The organism is Pseudomonas fluorescens, from assembly GCF_000967965.1.
GTDB lineage: Bacteria > Pseudomonadota > Gammaproteobacteria > Pseudomonadales > Pseudomonadaceae > Aquipseudomonas > Aquipseudomonas grandcourensis.
Genome location: NZ_LACC01000011.1, coordinates 290,550 through 304,873 on the forward strand (window position 1 = coordinate 290,550; position 14,324 = coordinate 304,873).

Below are 14,324 nucleotides of genomic sequence, written 5' to 3' on the forward strand. Positions count from 1 at the left end.
ATTTCATCCGCCCGTTTTGACCCGAGCCCGCCCGAATGCATCGATTTGCCCGCCCCAAATCCCTGATTCTGATCCTGTCGGTGGTCTTGCTGATCGCGTTGATAGCGATCGCCCAGTACATGCGCCTGTTCGAGCGCGCCTGGTTCAATCTGCATACGCTGTGGCAGCCGGTGAGTTCCCGGTCCATGGGGCTGGACCAGTATCAGGTCGTGACCGAAGCGCAGGTGATCGATGGCCTGGCTGACAACGTTTCGGCGTTGACCTACGACCCGATACGCAAAAGCCTGTTCACCGTCACCAACAAACGGAGCGAGCTGGTCGAGTTGTCCCTCGACGGCAGGGTTTTGCGCCGTGTGGCGCTGCTCGGGTTCGGTGATCCGGAGGCGGTGGAGTTCATCAGCGAGGACATCTACGTGGTGACTGACGAAAGCCAGCAGCGGCTGATCAAGATTCGTCTGGAGCAGGACACCACCTTCGTCGATGCGGCAGACGCCGAGCAGATGACCATTGGCGTACACATGGGCAGCAACAAGGGCTTCGAGGGTCTGGCTTACGACTCTGTGGGCAAACGCCTGTTCGTCGCCAAGGAGCGCAACCCGATGCTGATCTACGAGGTACACGGTTTTCCGCGCTTCAACCCTGAAGACTCCTACTCGGTGCACGTGATCAACGACCCCAAGCGTGATGCCGGGATGTTCGTGCGGGATCTGTCGAGCCTGCAATACGACGAGCGCAGCGGGCATTTGCTGGCGCTGTCGGATGAGTCGCGATTGATTCTGGAGCTGGATGTGGATGGGCGTCCGCTGAGCACAATGTCATTGAGCAAGGGGCACCAGGGGTTGCAAAAAACCGTGCCGCAGGCCGAAGGGATCGCCATGGGAGACGACGAAACGCTGTACCTGGTGAGCGAGCCGAACCTGTTCTACGTGTTCAAGAAGCCAACGCAACTCTAGCCAACACCACAAAACACTGTGGGAGCGAGCTTGCTCGCGATAGCGGTCTGTCATTCAACATATCCGTCGACTGACACGGCCTCATCGCGAGCAAGCTCGCTCCCACAGGTCATTCATCTGCTCAGAAAATCTGGGCAGTCTGGCTTATTCCGCGCGCAGGGTCTTCACGCCCTCGCTCGTACCCAGCAACAACAGATCCGCCGGACGTGCCGCGAACAAACCGTTGGTGACCACGCCGACGATCGCATTGATCTGCGTTTCCAGTTCCACCGGATTGGTGATCTGCATGTTGAACACGTCGAGGATGATGTTGCCGTTGTCGGTCAGCACGCCTTCGCGGTAAACCGGGTCGCCGCCGAGTTTCACCAGCTCACGGGCCACGTGACTGCGGGCCATCGGGATCACCTCCACGGGCAGCGGGAAAGTACCGAGGACCGGCACCAGTTTGCTGGCATCGGCGATGCAAATGAAGGTCTTGGCCACGGCCGCGACAATCTTCTCGCGGGTCAGGGCCGCGCCGCCGCCCTTGATCAGGTTCAGGTGCTCGTCGCTTTCATCGGCGCCGTCGACGTAGAACTCCAGGTCGCTGACGGTGTTCAGTTCGTAAACCGGAATCCCGTGGCCCTTGAGGCGCGCGGCGGTGGCTTCGGAACTGGCGACGGCGCCATCGAATGCGCCCTTGTGCTTGGCCAGCGCGTCGATGAAGCAGTTGGCGGTGGAGCCGGTGCCGACCCCGACGATGCTCTTGTCGTCGAGTTTCGGAAGGATGAAGTCGACGGCGGCCTGAGCCACTGCCTGTTTGAGTTGATCCTGGTTCATGCGGGCTCCGGGGTGCCGAGGAGGGGACGAAAGGCCGGCATTATAGGCTTCGGGGCGGGGAAGGTCATTGCCCGATTGGCAGGTCAAAAGATCGCACCTGTAGGGGCTGCCGAAGGCTGCGATCTTTTCGCTGGCTTAAAACCACCTGTTTAGTGTGGTCGCCCGCCCAAAATGCGGGTTAGACTCCTTGGTCCTGCCCAACCCGCTCAGTGATGCTTTCCGATGCTTGAACAGTACGTCAAAAAGATCCTCACCTCGCGCGTTTATGACGTTGCCGTAGAAACCCCGCTGCAGACTGCCCGCCAGCTCTCCGAGCGGCTGGGCAACAGCATTTGGCTCAAGCGCGAAGACTTGCAGCCGGTGTTCTCGTTCAAGATTCGCGGCGCCTACAACAAGTTGACCCAGTTGAGCGACGAAGAACGCGCTCGCGGTGTAGTTACCGCGTCGGCGGGCAACCATGCCCAGGGTCTGGCCTTGGCGGCAAAGGTGTTGGGCGTGAAAGCGACCATCGTCATGCCCAAGACCACCCCGGAGATCAAGGTCGAAGGCGTGCGCTCCCGTGGCGGCAAAGTGGTGCTGCACGGCGATTCGTTCCCGGAAGCCCTGGCCTACTCGCTGAAACTGGTCGACGAAAAAGGCTACGTCTACATTCACCCGTACGACGACCCCCACACCATTGCCGGGCAGGGCACCGTGGCGATGGAGATTCTGCGCCAGCACCCGCAGCCACTGGATGCGATTTTCGTCCCGGTGGGCGGCGGCGGCCTGATCGCCGGCATCGCGGCGTACGTGAAGTACCTGCGCCCGGACATCAAGGTCATCGGCGTTGAGCCGGACGACTCCAATTGCCTGCAAGCCGCCATGGCAGCGGGCGAGCGCGTGGTGCTGCCGACTGTGGGCATCTTCGCGGACGGTGTTGCCGTGGCCCAGATCGGTCAGCACACCTTCGACATCTGCAAAGATTATGTCGATGAAGTGATCACCGTCAGCACCGACGAAATCTGCGCCGCCATCAAGGATATCTACGATGATACCCGCTCGATCACCGAACCTGCCGGCGCTTTGGGCGTGGCGGGGATCAAGAAGTATGTCGAGCAGCGCGGCGTCAGCGGCCAGACCTTCGTGGCCATCGACTCCGGGGCCAACGTCAACTTCGACCGCCTGCGCCACGTCGCCGAGCGTGCGGAGCTGGGCGAAGGCCGCGAAGCGATCATCGCCGTGACCATTCCCGAGAAACCGGGCAGCTTCAAGGCGTTCTGCGAGGCCATCGGCAAGCGCCAGATCACCGAATTCAACTACCGCTACAACACCGGCAGCGAAGCGCACATCTTTGTCGGCGTGCAGACCCATCCGGAAAACGACCCGCGTAGCGCGTTGATCGCCAGCCTGAGCGAGCAGGGTTTCCCGGTGCTGGACCTGACCGACAACGAACTGGCCAAGCTGCACATCCGCCACATGGTCGGCGGGCGTGCGGCGCATGTGGTCGATGAAGTGGTCCTGCGTTTCGAATTCCCGGAGCGTCCGGGCGCGCTGTTCAACTTCCTCAACAAGCTCGGCGGGCGCTGGAACATCTCGATGTTCCACTACCGCAACCATGGCGCGGCCGATGGCCGGGTCGTCGCGGGCCTGCAAGTGCCCCACGACGAGCGCCACTTGGTGCCGGCGGCGCTGGAAGAAATCGGTTACCCGTACTGGGACGAAAGCGACAACCCGGCCTATCAGCTGTTTCTTGGCTGAACAGCTACGCTGACGGGCAAGGCAATAAGGAGTTCTGACAATGGAAACGTTAACTGCCCTGAAAGCGGCGCACATGGTGGCAACTGTTGTACTGCTGGCTTGTGCGCTGGGGCTGGGAGTCTGGGTTTTGCTTGCGCGGCGCAAGGGTGACGCGACAGCGGGTAGTCGCACCTTGCAGCGGCCAAGGGTGTTTGTCTGGCTGCTGATGGGGCTGGCGCTGCTGAGCATGCCGTTTACCGGCTGGTGGATGGTGCATCTGGTGGGCTGGCCGCTGGGGCAGACCTGGTTGCTGGCCTCCAGCGTGCTTTACACCGTGGCGGCACTGGCGTGGTTCTGGCTGCTGGTGCGGCTCAACAAACTGCGCAAGACGCCGGCTGGGGTGGGGAAATTCACCTTTGCCTTGGCGTTGTTCAGTTTTGTCTGTCTTGTGGCCATTGCCGGGTTGATGGGTGCCAAGCCTGTTTAAGGCTGGAGACCGTATCGACCCAATCGCGAGCAGGCTCACTCCTACATTGGAATGCGTTCCCCTGTAGGAGTGAGCCTGCTCGCGATAGCAATGTTAGTCGCGCAACGAAATCACCGGCCAACCCCGCTTCTCGGCCTCGGCCCGCAGATTCGGGTCGGGATCAACCGCTACCGCATGAGTCACCTGCTCCAGCAACGGAAAATCATTCATCGAGTCGCTATAGAAGTAGCTGTCTTCCAGCGTAAACCCGGTTTCTTCCAGCCAGCGATTCAAACGCGTCACCTTGCCCTCGCGGAAGCACGGCACGTCGGTGCTGCGCCCGGTGTAGCGGCCGTCGAGCATTTCGCATTCGGTGGCGATCAGTGTTTCGACACCCAGGCGCTCGGCAATCGGCCCGGTGACGAAGCGATTGGTGGCGGTGATGATGACCAGTTTGTCGCCGGCCGCGCGGTGCTTGGCCAGCAACTCGATGGCCTTGGGCAGCAGGATCGGTTCGATGCAGTCGCGCATGTAATCGCTGTGCCACTGATCCAGCGTGGCCATTTCGGTGCGGCCGAGCACTTCCAGGCAGAAGTTCAGGTAGGCGGCGTTATCCAGTTTGCCGGCCAGATAATCCTGGTAGAACGCATCGTTGCGAGCCTTGTAGGCGACGGCGTCGAGAAAGCCGCGCTCGCACAGGTAATCGCCCCAAGCGTGATCGCTGTCACCGCCCAGAAGGGTGTTGTCCAAATCGAATAAAGCCAGGCGCATTACAGTTACCCGCTGAAAAGTCAGTAAAAAGGCGACAAGAATACGGTCTTTTCACAAGAGTGCACATAAGGTAGGAACCTTCGTTGCCGCCTTAACAACCTTTGTGGAACAATGCGGCGACATGCGTTTGCGAGGTTGTTGCCGTGATCGACCCCGATGGTTTTCGCCCCAATGTCGGGATCATTCTGACGAATGACGCCGGCCAGGTGCTATGGGCTCGCCGAATCAATCAAGATGCCTGGCAGTTTCCGCAGGGTGGAATCAACCCCGAAGAGACGCCGGAAGACGCCTTGTACCGCGAGCTGAACGAAGAAGTGGGCCTGGAGCGCGAAGATGTTGAAATTCTCGCCTGCACCCGGGGCTGGTTGCGCTATCGTTTGCCGCAACGTCTGGTACGTACCCACAGCCAACCGCTGTGCATCGGCCAGAAACAGAAATGGTTTCTCCTGCGCCTGATCTCCAACGAGCAGCGGGTGCGGATGGATTTGACCGGTAAACCGGAATTCGATGGCTGGCGCTGGGTCAGTTATTGGTATCCGTTGGGCCAGGTGGTGACATTCAAGCGCGAGGTGTATCGACGCGCTCTCAAAGAGCTTGCCCCGCGCCTTTTAGCGCGCGACTGACGACGGAGTTCGACCCCGAGCCATGCTCAATACGCTGCGCAAGATCGTCCAGGAAGTTAACTCCGCCAAGGATCTCAAGGCGGCGTTGGGGATTATTGTGTTGCGCGTCAAAGAGGCCATGGGCAGCCAGGTCTGCTCGGTCTACCTGCTTGATCCGGAGACCAACCGGTTCGTGCTGATGGCCACCGAGGGCTTGAACAAGCGCTCGATCGGCAAGGTCAGCATGGCCCCCAACGAAGGTCTGGTGGGTCTGGTCGGCACGCGTGAAGAACCCCTGAACCTCGAAAACGCCGCGGACCACCCGCGCTACCGCTACTTCGCCGAAACCGGTGAAGAGCGCTACGCCTCGTTCCTCGGTGCACCGATCATTCACCACCGCCGCGTCGTCGGCGTGTTGGTCATCCAGCAAAAAGAACGTCGCCAGTTCGATGAAGGGGAAGAAGCCTTCCTCGTGACCATGAGCGCGCAACTCGCCGGTGTTATCGCCCACGCCGAAGCCACCGGTTCGATCCGTGGTCTCGGCCGTCAGGGCAAAGGCATCCAGGAAGCCAAGTTCATCGGCGTGCCGGGTTCGCCAGGTGCGGCGGTCGGTACGGCGGTGGTCATGCTGCCACCGGCCGATCTGGATGTGGTGCCGGACAAGAGCATCGCTGACATCGACGCCGAGCTCAAACTGTTCAAGACCGCCATCGAAGGCGTACGCGCCGACATGCGCACGTTGTCCGCCAAGCTCGCCACGCAGTTGCGCCCGGAAGAGCGGGCATTGTTCGACGTCTACCTGATGATGCTCGACGATGCCGCGCTGGGCAGCGAAGTCACCACCGTGATCAAGACCGGCCAGTGGGCCCAGGGCGCCTTGCGCCAAGTGGTCACCGATCACGTCAACCGTTTCGAATTGATGGACGACGCTTACCTGCGCGAGCGTGCATCCGACGTCAAGGACCTCGGTCGTCGCCTGCTCGCCTACTTGCAGGAAGAGCGCCAGCAAACCCTGGTCTACCCCGACAACACCATTCTGGTCAGCGAGGAACTGACGCCGGCGATGCTCGGCGAGGTGCCGGAAGGCAAGCTGGCCGGTCTGGTATCGGTGCTCGGCTCCGGTAACTCCCACGTCGCGATCCTGGCGCGTGCCATGGGCATCCCGACGGTGATGGGCCTGGTCGACCTGCCGTACTCCAAGGTCGACGGCATACAGATGATCGTCGACGGCTACCACGGCGAGGTCTACACCAACCCGAGTGACGTGCTGCGCAAGCAGTTCGCCGAAGTGGTCGAGGAAGAGAAACAACTGGCCCTCGGGCTGGATGCGCTGCGCGATCTGCCGTGCGTGACGGTCGATGGCCACCGCATGCCGCTGTGGGTCAACACCGGCCTGCTGGCGGATGTGGCGCGCGCGCAGAAGCGCGGTGCCGAAGGCGTGGGCCTGTACCGCACCGAAGTGCCGTTCATGATCAACCAGCGTTTCCCGAGCGAAAAGGAACAACTGGCGATCTACCGCGAGCAACTGGCCGCGTTCCACCCGCAACCGGTGACCATGCGCAGCCTGGACATCGGCGGTGACAAGGCGCTGTCGTACTTCCCGATCAAGGAAGACAACCCGTTCCTCGGCTGGCGCGGCATTCGCGTCACCCTCGACCACCCGGAAATCTTCCTGGTGCAGACCCGCGCCATGCTCAAGGCCAGCGAAGGCCTGAACAACCTGCGAATCCTGCTGCCGATGATTTCCGGCACTCACGAGCTGGAAGAAGCCCTGCACCTGATCCACCGCGCCTGGGGCGAAGTGCGCGACGAAGGCACTGACGTGCCGATGCCGCCGGTTGGCGTGATGATCGAGATTCCGGCGGCGGTGTATCAGACCAAGGAACTGGCGCGGCAAGTGGACTTCCTGTCGGTCGGTTCCAACGACCTGACCCAGTACCTGTTGGCTGTGGACCGCAACAACCCGCGGGTGGCCGACCTCTACGATTACCTGCACCCGGCGGTGCTTCAGGCGCTGCAGAACGTGGTGCGTGATGCTCACGCCGAAGGCAAGCCAGTGAGTATCTGCGGTGAAATGGCCGGTGACCCGGCGGCGGCGGTGCTGTTGATGGCGATGGGTTTCGACAGCCTGTCGATGAACGCCACCAACTTGCCGAAAGTGAAGTGGATGCTGCGCCAGATCAACCTGAGCAAGGCCAAGGAATTGCTGGCTGAGCTGATGACCATCGACAACCCGCAAGTGATTCACAGCTCGTTGCAATTGGCGCTGAAGAACCTCGGGTTGTCGCGGATGATCAATCCGGCAGCAATCAAGCCTCTCTAAAACGCTGACGGCCCCTGTGGCGAGGGAGCTTGCTCCCGCTGGAGTGCGAAGCGCTCCTAATCCGGCTAATGCGGTTTTTCAGAAAAACTGCGGTAGCTGGATTGCAACTGCTTCGCAGCCGAGCGGGAGCAAGCTCCCTCGCCACAGGACCGCGCCAGATCAAATTTTTAGTTCCACTTCCCCAAGATGCCCGCCATACGGCCCGAAACTTCTTTCGACCAGATGCAATGTCCCATCCGCCTGCACAATCAACGCCGTACTCGCCCGCGTTCCATAGCTCTGACTGGCAATGAACACGCTCGACAACAGAGTTTCAGTGGCCAGTCCCACTCCGGTATCCGGCAACTCGGCAAACGGCGCGGTTTGCGCATCGCTCAATAACGCCAGCAGCGCCTGAGGCTGCGGATCATCCAGTACCTCGCTCAAGGCAGCCTTGGCCTTGAGCAGTTTCGGCCATGGCGTATCCAGCCCGGCGTTCGACACGCCGTAGACTCCCGGTTGCAGCATCACGGCTTGCGATTCCCGGGCATTGAAGTGCCAAAGCTCGTTTCTGTTGCCAACCAGTAGATTGAACCCGCCATATTCAGGCGAACGTCTGACAACGTCGGCCAAATAGTCATCAATCGAGCAATCGCCCTCGAGGAATCGCGCGACCAGCTCCCCACGAGACTTGCGCCCCGGCGGTCGATGGGGATCGCGAATATTGGTCAGCGCCGCAAATCGTCCGTTGGCGCCGACACCGAGCCAGGTGCCACCGGCCTCGAGGTCGCGCCCCGCATGCACATGCGGCGCTTCGGGCCATGGCGCCAGCGGCAGGCTGGGGCGGGCGTAGAACTCATCGCGATTGGCCGCCACGACCAGCGGCTGGGCATGACCCGGTCGCCAGGCAAAAACAATCAGGCACATCAGGCTGTCCTTGTGTGTTTTTTGTTCACTCTACGCAGACATCGCTCATCGATCCATCGCCTTGCACAGTGGAGCTTGAGGCCATGCATCCGTTACCATGCCGCTCCGGTTTTGGGGAGGCGAGCGGGGACGACCATGGAATTTCTGCTCTATCTGGCGCTCGGCGCCTGTGCGGGTGTGCTCGCCGGGCTGTTTGGCGTGGGCGGCGGGATCATCATCGTCCCGGTGCTGGTGTTCAGCTTCACGGCCCAAGGGTTCGATCCGTCGATCCTCACGCATCTGGCAGTGGGTACCTCCCTGGCGACGATCATCTTTACTTCGGTCAATTCGGTACGTGAGCATCACCGCCGTGGCGCTGTACGTTGGCCGATCTTCATGTGGATGACCGTTGGCATTCTGATCGGTGCCGGGTTCGGCGCGCTGACGGCGGAAGCGATCTCCGGCCCCAACCTGCAGAAACTCATTGGCGTATTCGCCCTGGTGATCGCCGCTCAGCTTGCGCTGGATGTCAAACCCAAGGCCAGCCGAACCGTGCCGGGCAAACTCGGTCTGACCGTGGCCGGCAGTGTAATTGGCTGGGCTTCGGCGATTTTCGGCATTGGCGGCGGTTCGTTGACCGTGCCATTCCTGACCTGGCGCAGTGTGCCGATGCAGCAAGCCGTGGCCACTTCATCGGCCTGCGGTCTGCCGATTGCCCTGGCCAGTGCATTAAGTTTCATGATTCTGGGCTGGCACGATCCGTTGCTCCCGGCCCATAGTCTCGGTTTCATTTACTTGCCGGCGTTGCTGGGCATTGCCCTGACCAGCATGGTCTTCGCCCGCTTCGGTGCGCGACTGGCCCACAACCTGTCGCCAAAGTTGCTGAAACGGCTGTTTGCCGCTTTGCTGTTCTGCGTCGGCCTGAACTTCCTGCTCTGACGGGCAGCGCAATCCTGGCTTAATCCTGAGGTGGCAGCGTCGCCCGGGAATTTTTAAGATTTGAACTCTAACGAGGAGTCGCAATGCTGCCTTACCCGCAGATCGACCCGGTGGCCCTGGCCATCGGTCCGCTGAAAATCCACTGGTACGGTCTGATGTACCTGATCGGCATCGGCGGCGCCTGGCTGCTGGCGTCCCGCCGCTTGAACCGCTTCGACCCGACCTGGACCAAGGAGAAACTCTCCGACATGGTGTTCTGGATGTCGATGGGGGTGATCGTCGGCGGGCGACTGGGTTATGTGTTGTTCTACGATCTGAGCGCCTATCTGGCCAACCCGACGCTGATTTTCGAAGTGTGGAAGGGCGGCATGTCGTTCCACGGCGGTTTCATCGGCGTGATGCTGGCGGCGTTGTGGTTCGGCAAGAAGAACAACAAGTCGTTCTTCCAGCTGATGGATTTCGTTGCGCCGATGGTGCCGATTGGCCTGGGCGCCGGGCGTATCGGCAACTTCATCAACGCCGAGCTGTGGGGCAAGGCAACCGATGTGCCGTGGGCGATGGTCTTTCCGACCGATCCGGCGCAACTGGCGCGTCACCCGTCGCAGTTGTACCAGTTCGCCCTCGAAGGCGTGGCGTTGTTCCTGATCCTCTGGCTGTTCTCGCGCAAGCCGCGGCCGACCATGGCGGTATCGGGGATGTTCGCGCTGTTCTATGGCATCTTCCGTTTCATCGTCGAGTTCGTCCGCGTACCGGACGCCCAGTTGGGCTATCTGGCCTGGAACTGGCTGACCATGGGCCAGGTGCTGTGCGTGCCGATGATCGTCGGCGGTCTGTTCCTGATCTGGCTGGCGTATCACCGCGCCCCGGCGACTCCAGCGGCAGCCGTATAAAATTCGAACCCCGCAGCGATGGTTGCGGGTTCAAGGACACAGGTAATTCATGAAGCAATATCTCGAACTGGTCGCCCACGTCATCAAGAACGGCACCAAACAGGCCAACCGTACCGGTGTGAACACCATCAGCTTTCCCGGTGCGATGCTGCGTTATGACCTGCAGGAAGGTTTCCCGGCGATCACCACGCGCAAGATGGCGTTCAAATCGGCCATCGGCGAAATGTGCGGGTTCCTGCGCGGCGTGAACAACGCTGCCGAATTTCGGGCGTTGGGCTGCAAGGTCTGGGACCAGAACGCCAACGAAAACGCCCAGTGGCTGGCCAACCCGTTCCGTCAGGGCGAAGACGACCTCGGCGAAATCTACGGCGTGCAATGGCGCAAATGGCCGGCGTACAAGCAGATCCCGGTCAGCAACCCGGCTGCCATCGAGCAGACCCTGAAGCAAGGCTACCGCCAGATTGCCGAAGGCGAGGAGGATGGCCAGGCCTACGTGGTGCTGTACAAGGCCATCGACCAGGTTCGCCAGTGCGTCGACACCATCATCAAGGACCCGGGCAGCCGCCGCATCCTGTTCCACGGCTGGAACTGCGCCCAGCTCGATGAAATGGCGTTGCCGCCGTGCCACCTGCTGTACCAGTTCCACCCGAATGTCGAGACCAAAGAGATCTCTCTGACCCTCTACATCCGTTCCAACGACCTGGGCCTGGGCACGCCGTTCAACCTCACCGAAGGTGCTGCGCTGCTGAGCCTGATCGGTCGTCTGACGGGCTACACGCCGCGCTGGTTCACCTATTTCATCGGTGATGCCCACGTCTACGAAAACCACCTGGAGATGCTCAACGAACAGCTCAAGCGCGAGCCGTTCCCGATGCCGAAACTGGTGATTTCCGACCGTGTGCCGGAGTTTGCCAAGACGGGTGTTTATCAGCCTGAATGGCTGGAGCTGGTGGAACCGGGCGATTTCTCGCTGCAAGGCTACGAGCACCACGCGCCGATGACCGCGCCGATGGCGGTCTAAAAAACCACCACCGACCCTGTGGGAGCGAGCTTGCTCGCGATAGCGGTTTGTCAGTCACATCAATGTTGAATGTGCCGCCGTCATCGCGAGCAAGCTCGCTCCCACAGAGTTTTGTGTTGTTTTCAGTGGCCGTGACTACGGCCAACATGGGAATGCTCAACCTCCGTCGCCACAACCCCGCCGCTCACTTCCAGCCGCTGCAAAATCCCGCATTGATCGACCTCCGGCCCCTCGCCGCAGCGTTGGCGTAGGTCGAGCAGTTGTGTCTGCAAGGCCAGCAAGCCGTCGATCCGCGCCTTGACGTGGTGGATGTGCTCGTCGATCAGCGCGTTGACGCTTTCGCACTGGTCCTGCGGACTGTCGCGAAACGCCAGCAGGCTGCGGATTTCTTCGAGCGTCATGTCGAGGGTGCGGCAGTTGCGGATGAAGGTCAGGCGCTCGGCGTGAGGCTGGGTATAGACGCGATAATTGCCGTCACTGCGGGCCGGTTCCGGCAGCAGGTTCTCGCGCTCGTAATAGCGGATCGTTTCCACGGCGCAGTCCGTGAGTTTTGCCAACTCTCCAATTTTCATGACGCCAATCTCCAAAACTCCAGAATGGGTGCTTGACCCTATAGTGGCTACAGGGTCTTTACTTGGCAACAGGTACTCTTATGGACGCAACCAATGAGCGATTCACTGCACTCCCACAAACCCGGGGCTGAGCACGAGCACAGCCACAAGCTCAAACCCGTGCAAAAACATGGCCACGGCGGTCACGGCGACGCCTGTTGCTCATCTAAAGCGGCAGCGCCTGCGCTGGTAAAACTGAGTGAATCGCCGACGATTGGCGCTCGACTGAGTCGTTTTCGCATCGAGGCAATGGACTGTCCGACCGAGCAGGCACTTATCCAGAACAAGCTAAGCAAACTGACCGGCGTACAGCAGTTGGAGTTCAATCTGATTAATCGGGTGCTCGGCGTGACCCACGATTTGCCCGGTATCGAGCCGATCGTCGAGGCCATCAAGTCCTTGGGCATGCAGGCCGAACCGCTGGACCAGGGTGCTGAAACCCCGACTCCGGCGCCTCGGAAAAAACCGTGGTGGCCCTTGGCCCTGTCCGGTGTTGGTGCATTGCTGGCAGAAGTTATCCACTTCACTGGTTTCGCTCCGAACTGGGTGGTGGCGGTTATCGCACTGGTCTCGATCCTCAGTGGTGGCCTTGGTACTTACAAAAAAGGCTGGATCGCCCTTAAAAACCGCAACCTGAACATCAACGCCCTGATGAGCATTGCCGTGACCGGCGCGGTGCTGATCGGCCAGTGGCCGGAAGCGGCGATGGTGATGTTCCTGTTCACCGTGGCCGAGTTGATCGAAACCAAATCCCTCGACCGTGCGCGCAATGCCATTGGCGGTTTGATGCAGATGACCCCGGACACGGCAACGGTGTTGCAGGCTGACGGAAGCTGGCTTGAGCAGGATGTAAAAACCATTGGGCTCGGCGCGCGGGTACGGGTTCGTCCCGGCGAGCGTATCGGCCTGGACGGTGAAGTGCTGTCCGGTCGCTCGACCATCGATCAGGCGCCAATCACCGGTGAAAGCCTGCCGGTGGAAAAAACCGTCGGTGACAAAGTATTCGCCGGGACCATCAATCAGGCCGGCTCCCTGGAGTACGGGGTGACCGCCGCGGCGGATAACTCGACCCTGGCCCGCATTATCCACGCCGTTGAGCAGGCCCAGGGCGCGCGGGCGCCGACCCAGCGTTTCGTCGACAGTTTCTCGAAAATCTATACCCCGGCGGTGTTCGTCCTGGCACTGGCCGTGGCGGTGATCCCGCCAATGTTCATGGGCGCGTTGTGGTTCGACTGGATCTACCGGGCGCTGGTGCTGCTGGTGGTGGCCTGTCCGTGTGCGCTGGTGATTTCCACGCCGGTGACCATCGTCAGCGGCCTCGCGGCGGCGGCGCGCAAAGGCATATTGGTCAAGGGCGGTGTCTATCTGGAGGGCGGTTACAAGCTCGACTACCTGGCTCTGGACAAGACCGGGACCATTACCCACGGCAAACCGGTGCAGACCGATTACCTGTCGCTGGACCCGACCGCCGACGACTCGGCGCCCGCCATTGCCGCCGCGCTGGCCGGGCGCTCGGATCACCCGGTTTCCCTGGCCATCGCCAAGGCGGCTGTGGATAACCAGACCGCGACGCTGATTGTGGATAACTTCGAAGCGCTGGGCGGGCGCGGGGTGCGCGGCGAGATCAACGGCCAGCTCTATCATCTGGGCAACCATCGTCTGGTGGAGGATCTGGGCCTGTGTTCGCCGGCGCTGGAAGAAAAGCTGTTTGCTCTGGAAAAACAGGGCAAGTCGGTGGTGTTGCTGCTCGATTCGTCCGGCCCGTTGGCGCTGTTTGCCGTGGCGGACACGGTAAAGGAATCGAGCCGCGAGGCTATCCGGCAGTTGCATGACCTGGGCATCAAGACCCTGATGCTCACCGGTGATAACGTCCACACCGCCCAGGCCATTGCTGCGCAGGTCGGTATCGACGAGGCCAGGGGCGACCTGTTGCCGGGGGACAAATTGCAGTCGATCGAGGCTCTTTATGCCCAGGGGCATCGGGTCGGCATGGTCGGCGACGGCATCAACGACGCCCCGGCGCTGGCGCGTTCCGAGATCGGTTTCGCCATGGCCGCTGCAGGCACCGATACCGCGATCGAAACCGCCGATGTCGCCCTGATGGACGACGATCTGCGCAAAATCCCGGCATTCATTCGCCTTTCGCGGCAGACTTCGAGCATCCTCAAACAGAACATCGCCCTGGCTTTGGTCATCAAGGCGATCTTTCTTGGGGTAACCTTCGCCGGGGTCGCTACCATGTGGATGGCGGTGTTCGCCGACATGGGCGTGAGTCTGCTGGTGGTGTTCAACGGTTTGCGCCTGCTGCGCAAGTAAAGGATGAGGGAC

At 61.0% G+C, this 14,324-nt stretch carries 13 protein-coding genes; 9 read left to right on the forward strand and 4 right to left on the reverse strand.

Annotated features, from left to right (window positions below; translation table 11 throughout):
- Window positions 1-35 precede the first annotated feature (35 nt).
- A complete protein-coding gene (locus VC35_RS08355) occupies window positions 36-953 on the forward strand; it encodes an SdiA-regulated domain-containing protein (RefSeq protein ID WP_046039151.1) in 918 nt (305 codons plus the stop codon).
- A 144-nt stretch (window positions 954-1,097) separates the two neighbouring features.
- Here VC35_RS08355 and rpiA read toward each other — a convergent pair whose 3' ends face one another.
- Window positions 1,098-1,772 carry a ribose-5-phosphate isomerase RpiA gene (rpiA, locus tag VC35_RS08360; RefSeq protein ID WP_046039153.1) on the reverse strand — a complete coding sequence of 225 codons (675 nt, stop codon included), beginning with the start codon at window positions 1,770-1,772 and terminating at the stop codon, window positions 1,098-1,100.
- Window positions 1,773-1,994: 222 nt separating this feature from the next.
- Between rpiA and ilvA the strand changes: the two genes are divergently transcribed.
- Window positions 1,995-3,509: a threonine ammonia-lyase, biosynthetic gene (ilvA, locus tag VC35_RS08365; protein WP_046039155.1), complete on the forward strand. Its 1,515-nt coding sequence runs from the start codon at window positions 1,995-1,997 to the stop codon at window positions 3,507-3,509.
- Between the two features lie 40 nt (window positions 3,510-3,549).
- The gene (locus tag VC35_RS08370; protein ID WP_046039157.1) at window positions 3,550-3,975 is read left to right on the forward strand and encodes a DUF2269 domain-containing protein; all 426 of its coding nucleotides are present in this window, start codon (window positions 3,550-3,552) and stop codon (window positions 3,973-3,975) included.
- Between the two features lie 93 nt (window positions 3,976-4,068).
- Here the strand turns inward: VC35_RS08370 and VC35_RS08375 are convergent, their stop codons facing one another.
- Window positions 4,069-4,725 carry a histidinol-phosphatase gene (locus tag VC35_RS08375; protein ID WP_046039159.1) on the reverse strand — a complete coding sequence of 219 codons (657 nt, stop codon included), beginning with the start codon at window positions 4,723-4,725 and terminating at the stop codon, window positions 4,069-4,071.
- Window positions 4,726-4,868: 143 nt separating this feature from the next.
- On the opposite strand from VC35_RS08375, the gene VC35_RS08380 reads away from it, so the two are divergent.
- Complete coding sequence (locus VC35_RS08380; RefSeq protein ID WP_003229203.1) at window positions 4,869-5,348, forward strand: RNA pyrophosphohydrolase; 480 nt, start codon at window positions 4,869-4,871, stop codon at window positions 5,346-5,348.
- Window positions 5,349-5,370: 22 nt separating this feature from the next.
- Window positions 5,371-7,650 carry a phosphoenolpyruvate--protein phosphotransferase gene (gene ptsP, locus VC35_RS08385; RefSeq protein ID WP_046039161.1) on the forward strand — a complete coding sequence of 760 codons (2,280 nt, stop codon included), beginning with the start codon at window positions 5,371-5,373 and terminating at the stop codon, window positions 7,648-7,650.
- Window positions 7,651-7,809: 159 nt separating this feature from the next.
- Here ptsP and VC35_RS08390 read toward each other — a convergent pair whose 3' ends face one another.
- Complete coding sequence (locus VC35_RS08390) at window positions 7,810-8,556, reverse strand: NRDE family protein (protein WP_046039162.1); 747 nt, start codon at window positions 8,554-8,556, stop codon at window positions 7,810-7,812.
- A 135-nt stretch (window positions 8,557-8,691) separates the two neighbouring features.
- Here VC35_RS08390 and VC35_RS08395 point away from each other — a divergent pair, with 135 nt between their 5' ends.
- The 3 genes from VC35_RS08395 to VC35_RS08405 all read left to right on the forward strand — a co-directional run bounded on the left by VC35_RS08395 (window position 8,692) and on the right by VC35_RS08405 (window position 11,385).
- The gene (locus VC35_RS08395) at window positions 8,692-9,474 is read left to right on the forward strand and encodes a sulfite exporter TauE/SafE family protein (RefSeq protein ID WP_046039164.1); all 783 of its coding nucleotides are present in this window, start codon (window positions 8,692-8,694) and stop codon (window positions 9,472-9,474) included.
- An 83-nt stretch (window positions 9,475-9,557) separates the two neighbouring features.
- Entirely contained in the window at window positions 9,558-10,364 is an 807-nt protein-coding gene (gene lgt / locus VC35_RS08400) for a prolipoprotein diacylglyceryl transferase (protein ID WP_046039166.1), read from the forward strand.
- Between the two features lie 49 nt (window positions 10,365-10,413).
- On the forward strand, window positions 10,414-11,385 hold the full coding sequence (locus tag VC35_RS08405) for a thymidylate synthase (protein ID WP_046039168.1): 972 nt from the start codon (window positions 10,414-10,416) through the stop codon (window positions 11,383-11,385).
- Between the two features lie 122 nt (window positions 11,386-11,507).
- On the opposite strand, the gene cadR is transcribed toward VC35_RS08405, so the two are convergent.
- On the reverse strand, window positions 11,508-11,957 hold the full coding sequence (gene cadR / locus VC35_RS08410; RefSeq protein ID WP_046039170.1) for a Cd(II)/Pb(II)-responsive transcriptional regulator: 450 nt from the start codon (window positions 11,955-11,957) through the stop codon (window positions 11,508-11,510).
- Between the two features lie 93 nt (window positions 11,958-12,050).
- Between cadR and VC35_RS08415 the strand changes: the two genes are divergently transcribed.
- Window positions 12,051-14,312: a heavy metal translocating P-type ATPase gene (locus VC35_RS08415; protein ID WP_046039171.1), complete on the forward strand. Its 2,262-nt coding sequence runs from the start codon at window positions 12,051-12,053 to the stop codon at window positions 14,310-14,312.
- Window positions 14,313-14,324: the final 12 nt, after the last annotated feature.

Bases quoted from the DNA above. Each gene is read 5' to 3' on its own strand.
- VC35_RS08355 (WP_046039151.1), top strand. From the start codon at position 36: ATGCATCGATTTGCCCGCCCCAAATCCCTGATTCTGATCCTGTCGGTG.
- rpiA (WP_046039153.1), bottom strand. From the start codon at position 1,772: ATGAACCAGGATCAACTCAAACAGGCAGTGGCTCAGGCCGCCGTCGAC.
- ilvA (WP_046039155.1), top strand. From the start codon at position 1,995: ATGCTTGAACAGTACGTCAAAAAGATCCTCACCTCGCGCGTTTATGAC.
- VC35_RS08370 (WP_046039157.1), top strand. From the start codon at position 3,550: ATGGAAACGTTAACTGCCCTGAAAGCGGCGCACATGGTGGCAACTGTT.
- VC35_RS08375 (WP_046039159.1), bottom strand. From the start codon at position 4,725: ATGCGCCTGGCTTTATTCGATTTGGACAACACCCTTCTGGGCGGTGAC.
- ptsP (WP_046039161.1), top strand. From the start codon at position 5,371: ATGCTCAATACGCTGCGCAAGATCGTCCAGGAAGTTAACTCCGCCAAG.
- VC35_RS08390 (WP_046039162.1), bottom strand. From the start codon at position 8,556: ATGTGCCTGATTGTTTTTGCCTGGCGACCGGGTCATGCCCAGCCGCTG.
- VC35_RS08395 (WP_046039164.1), top strand. From the start codon at position 8,692: ATGGAATTTCTGCTCTATCTGGCGCTCGGCGCCTGTGCGGGTGTGCTC.
- lgt (WP_046039166.1), top strand. From the start codon at position 9,558: ATGCTGCCTTACCCGCAGATCGACCCGGTGGCCCTGGCCATCGGTCCG.
- VC35_RS08405 (WP_046039168.1), top strand. From the start codon at position 10,414: ATGAAGCAATATCTCGAACTGGTCGCCCACGTCATCAAGAACGGCACC.
- cadR (WP_046039170.1), bottom strand. From the start codon at position 11,957: ATGAAAATTGGAGAGTTGGCAAAACTCACGGACTGCGCCGTGGAAACG.
- VC35_RS08415 (WP_046039171.1), top strand. From the start codon at position 12,051: ATGAGCGATTCACTGCACTCCCACAAACCCGGGGCTGAGCACGAGCAC.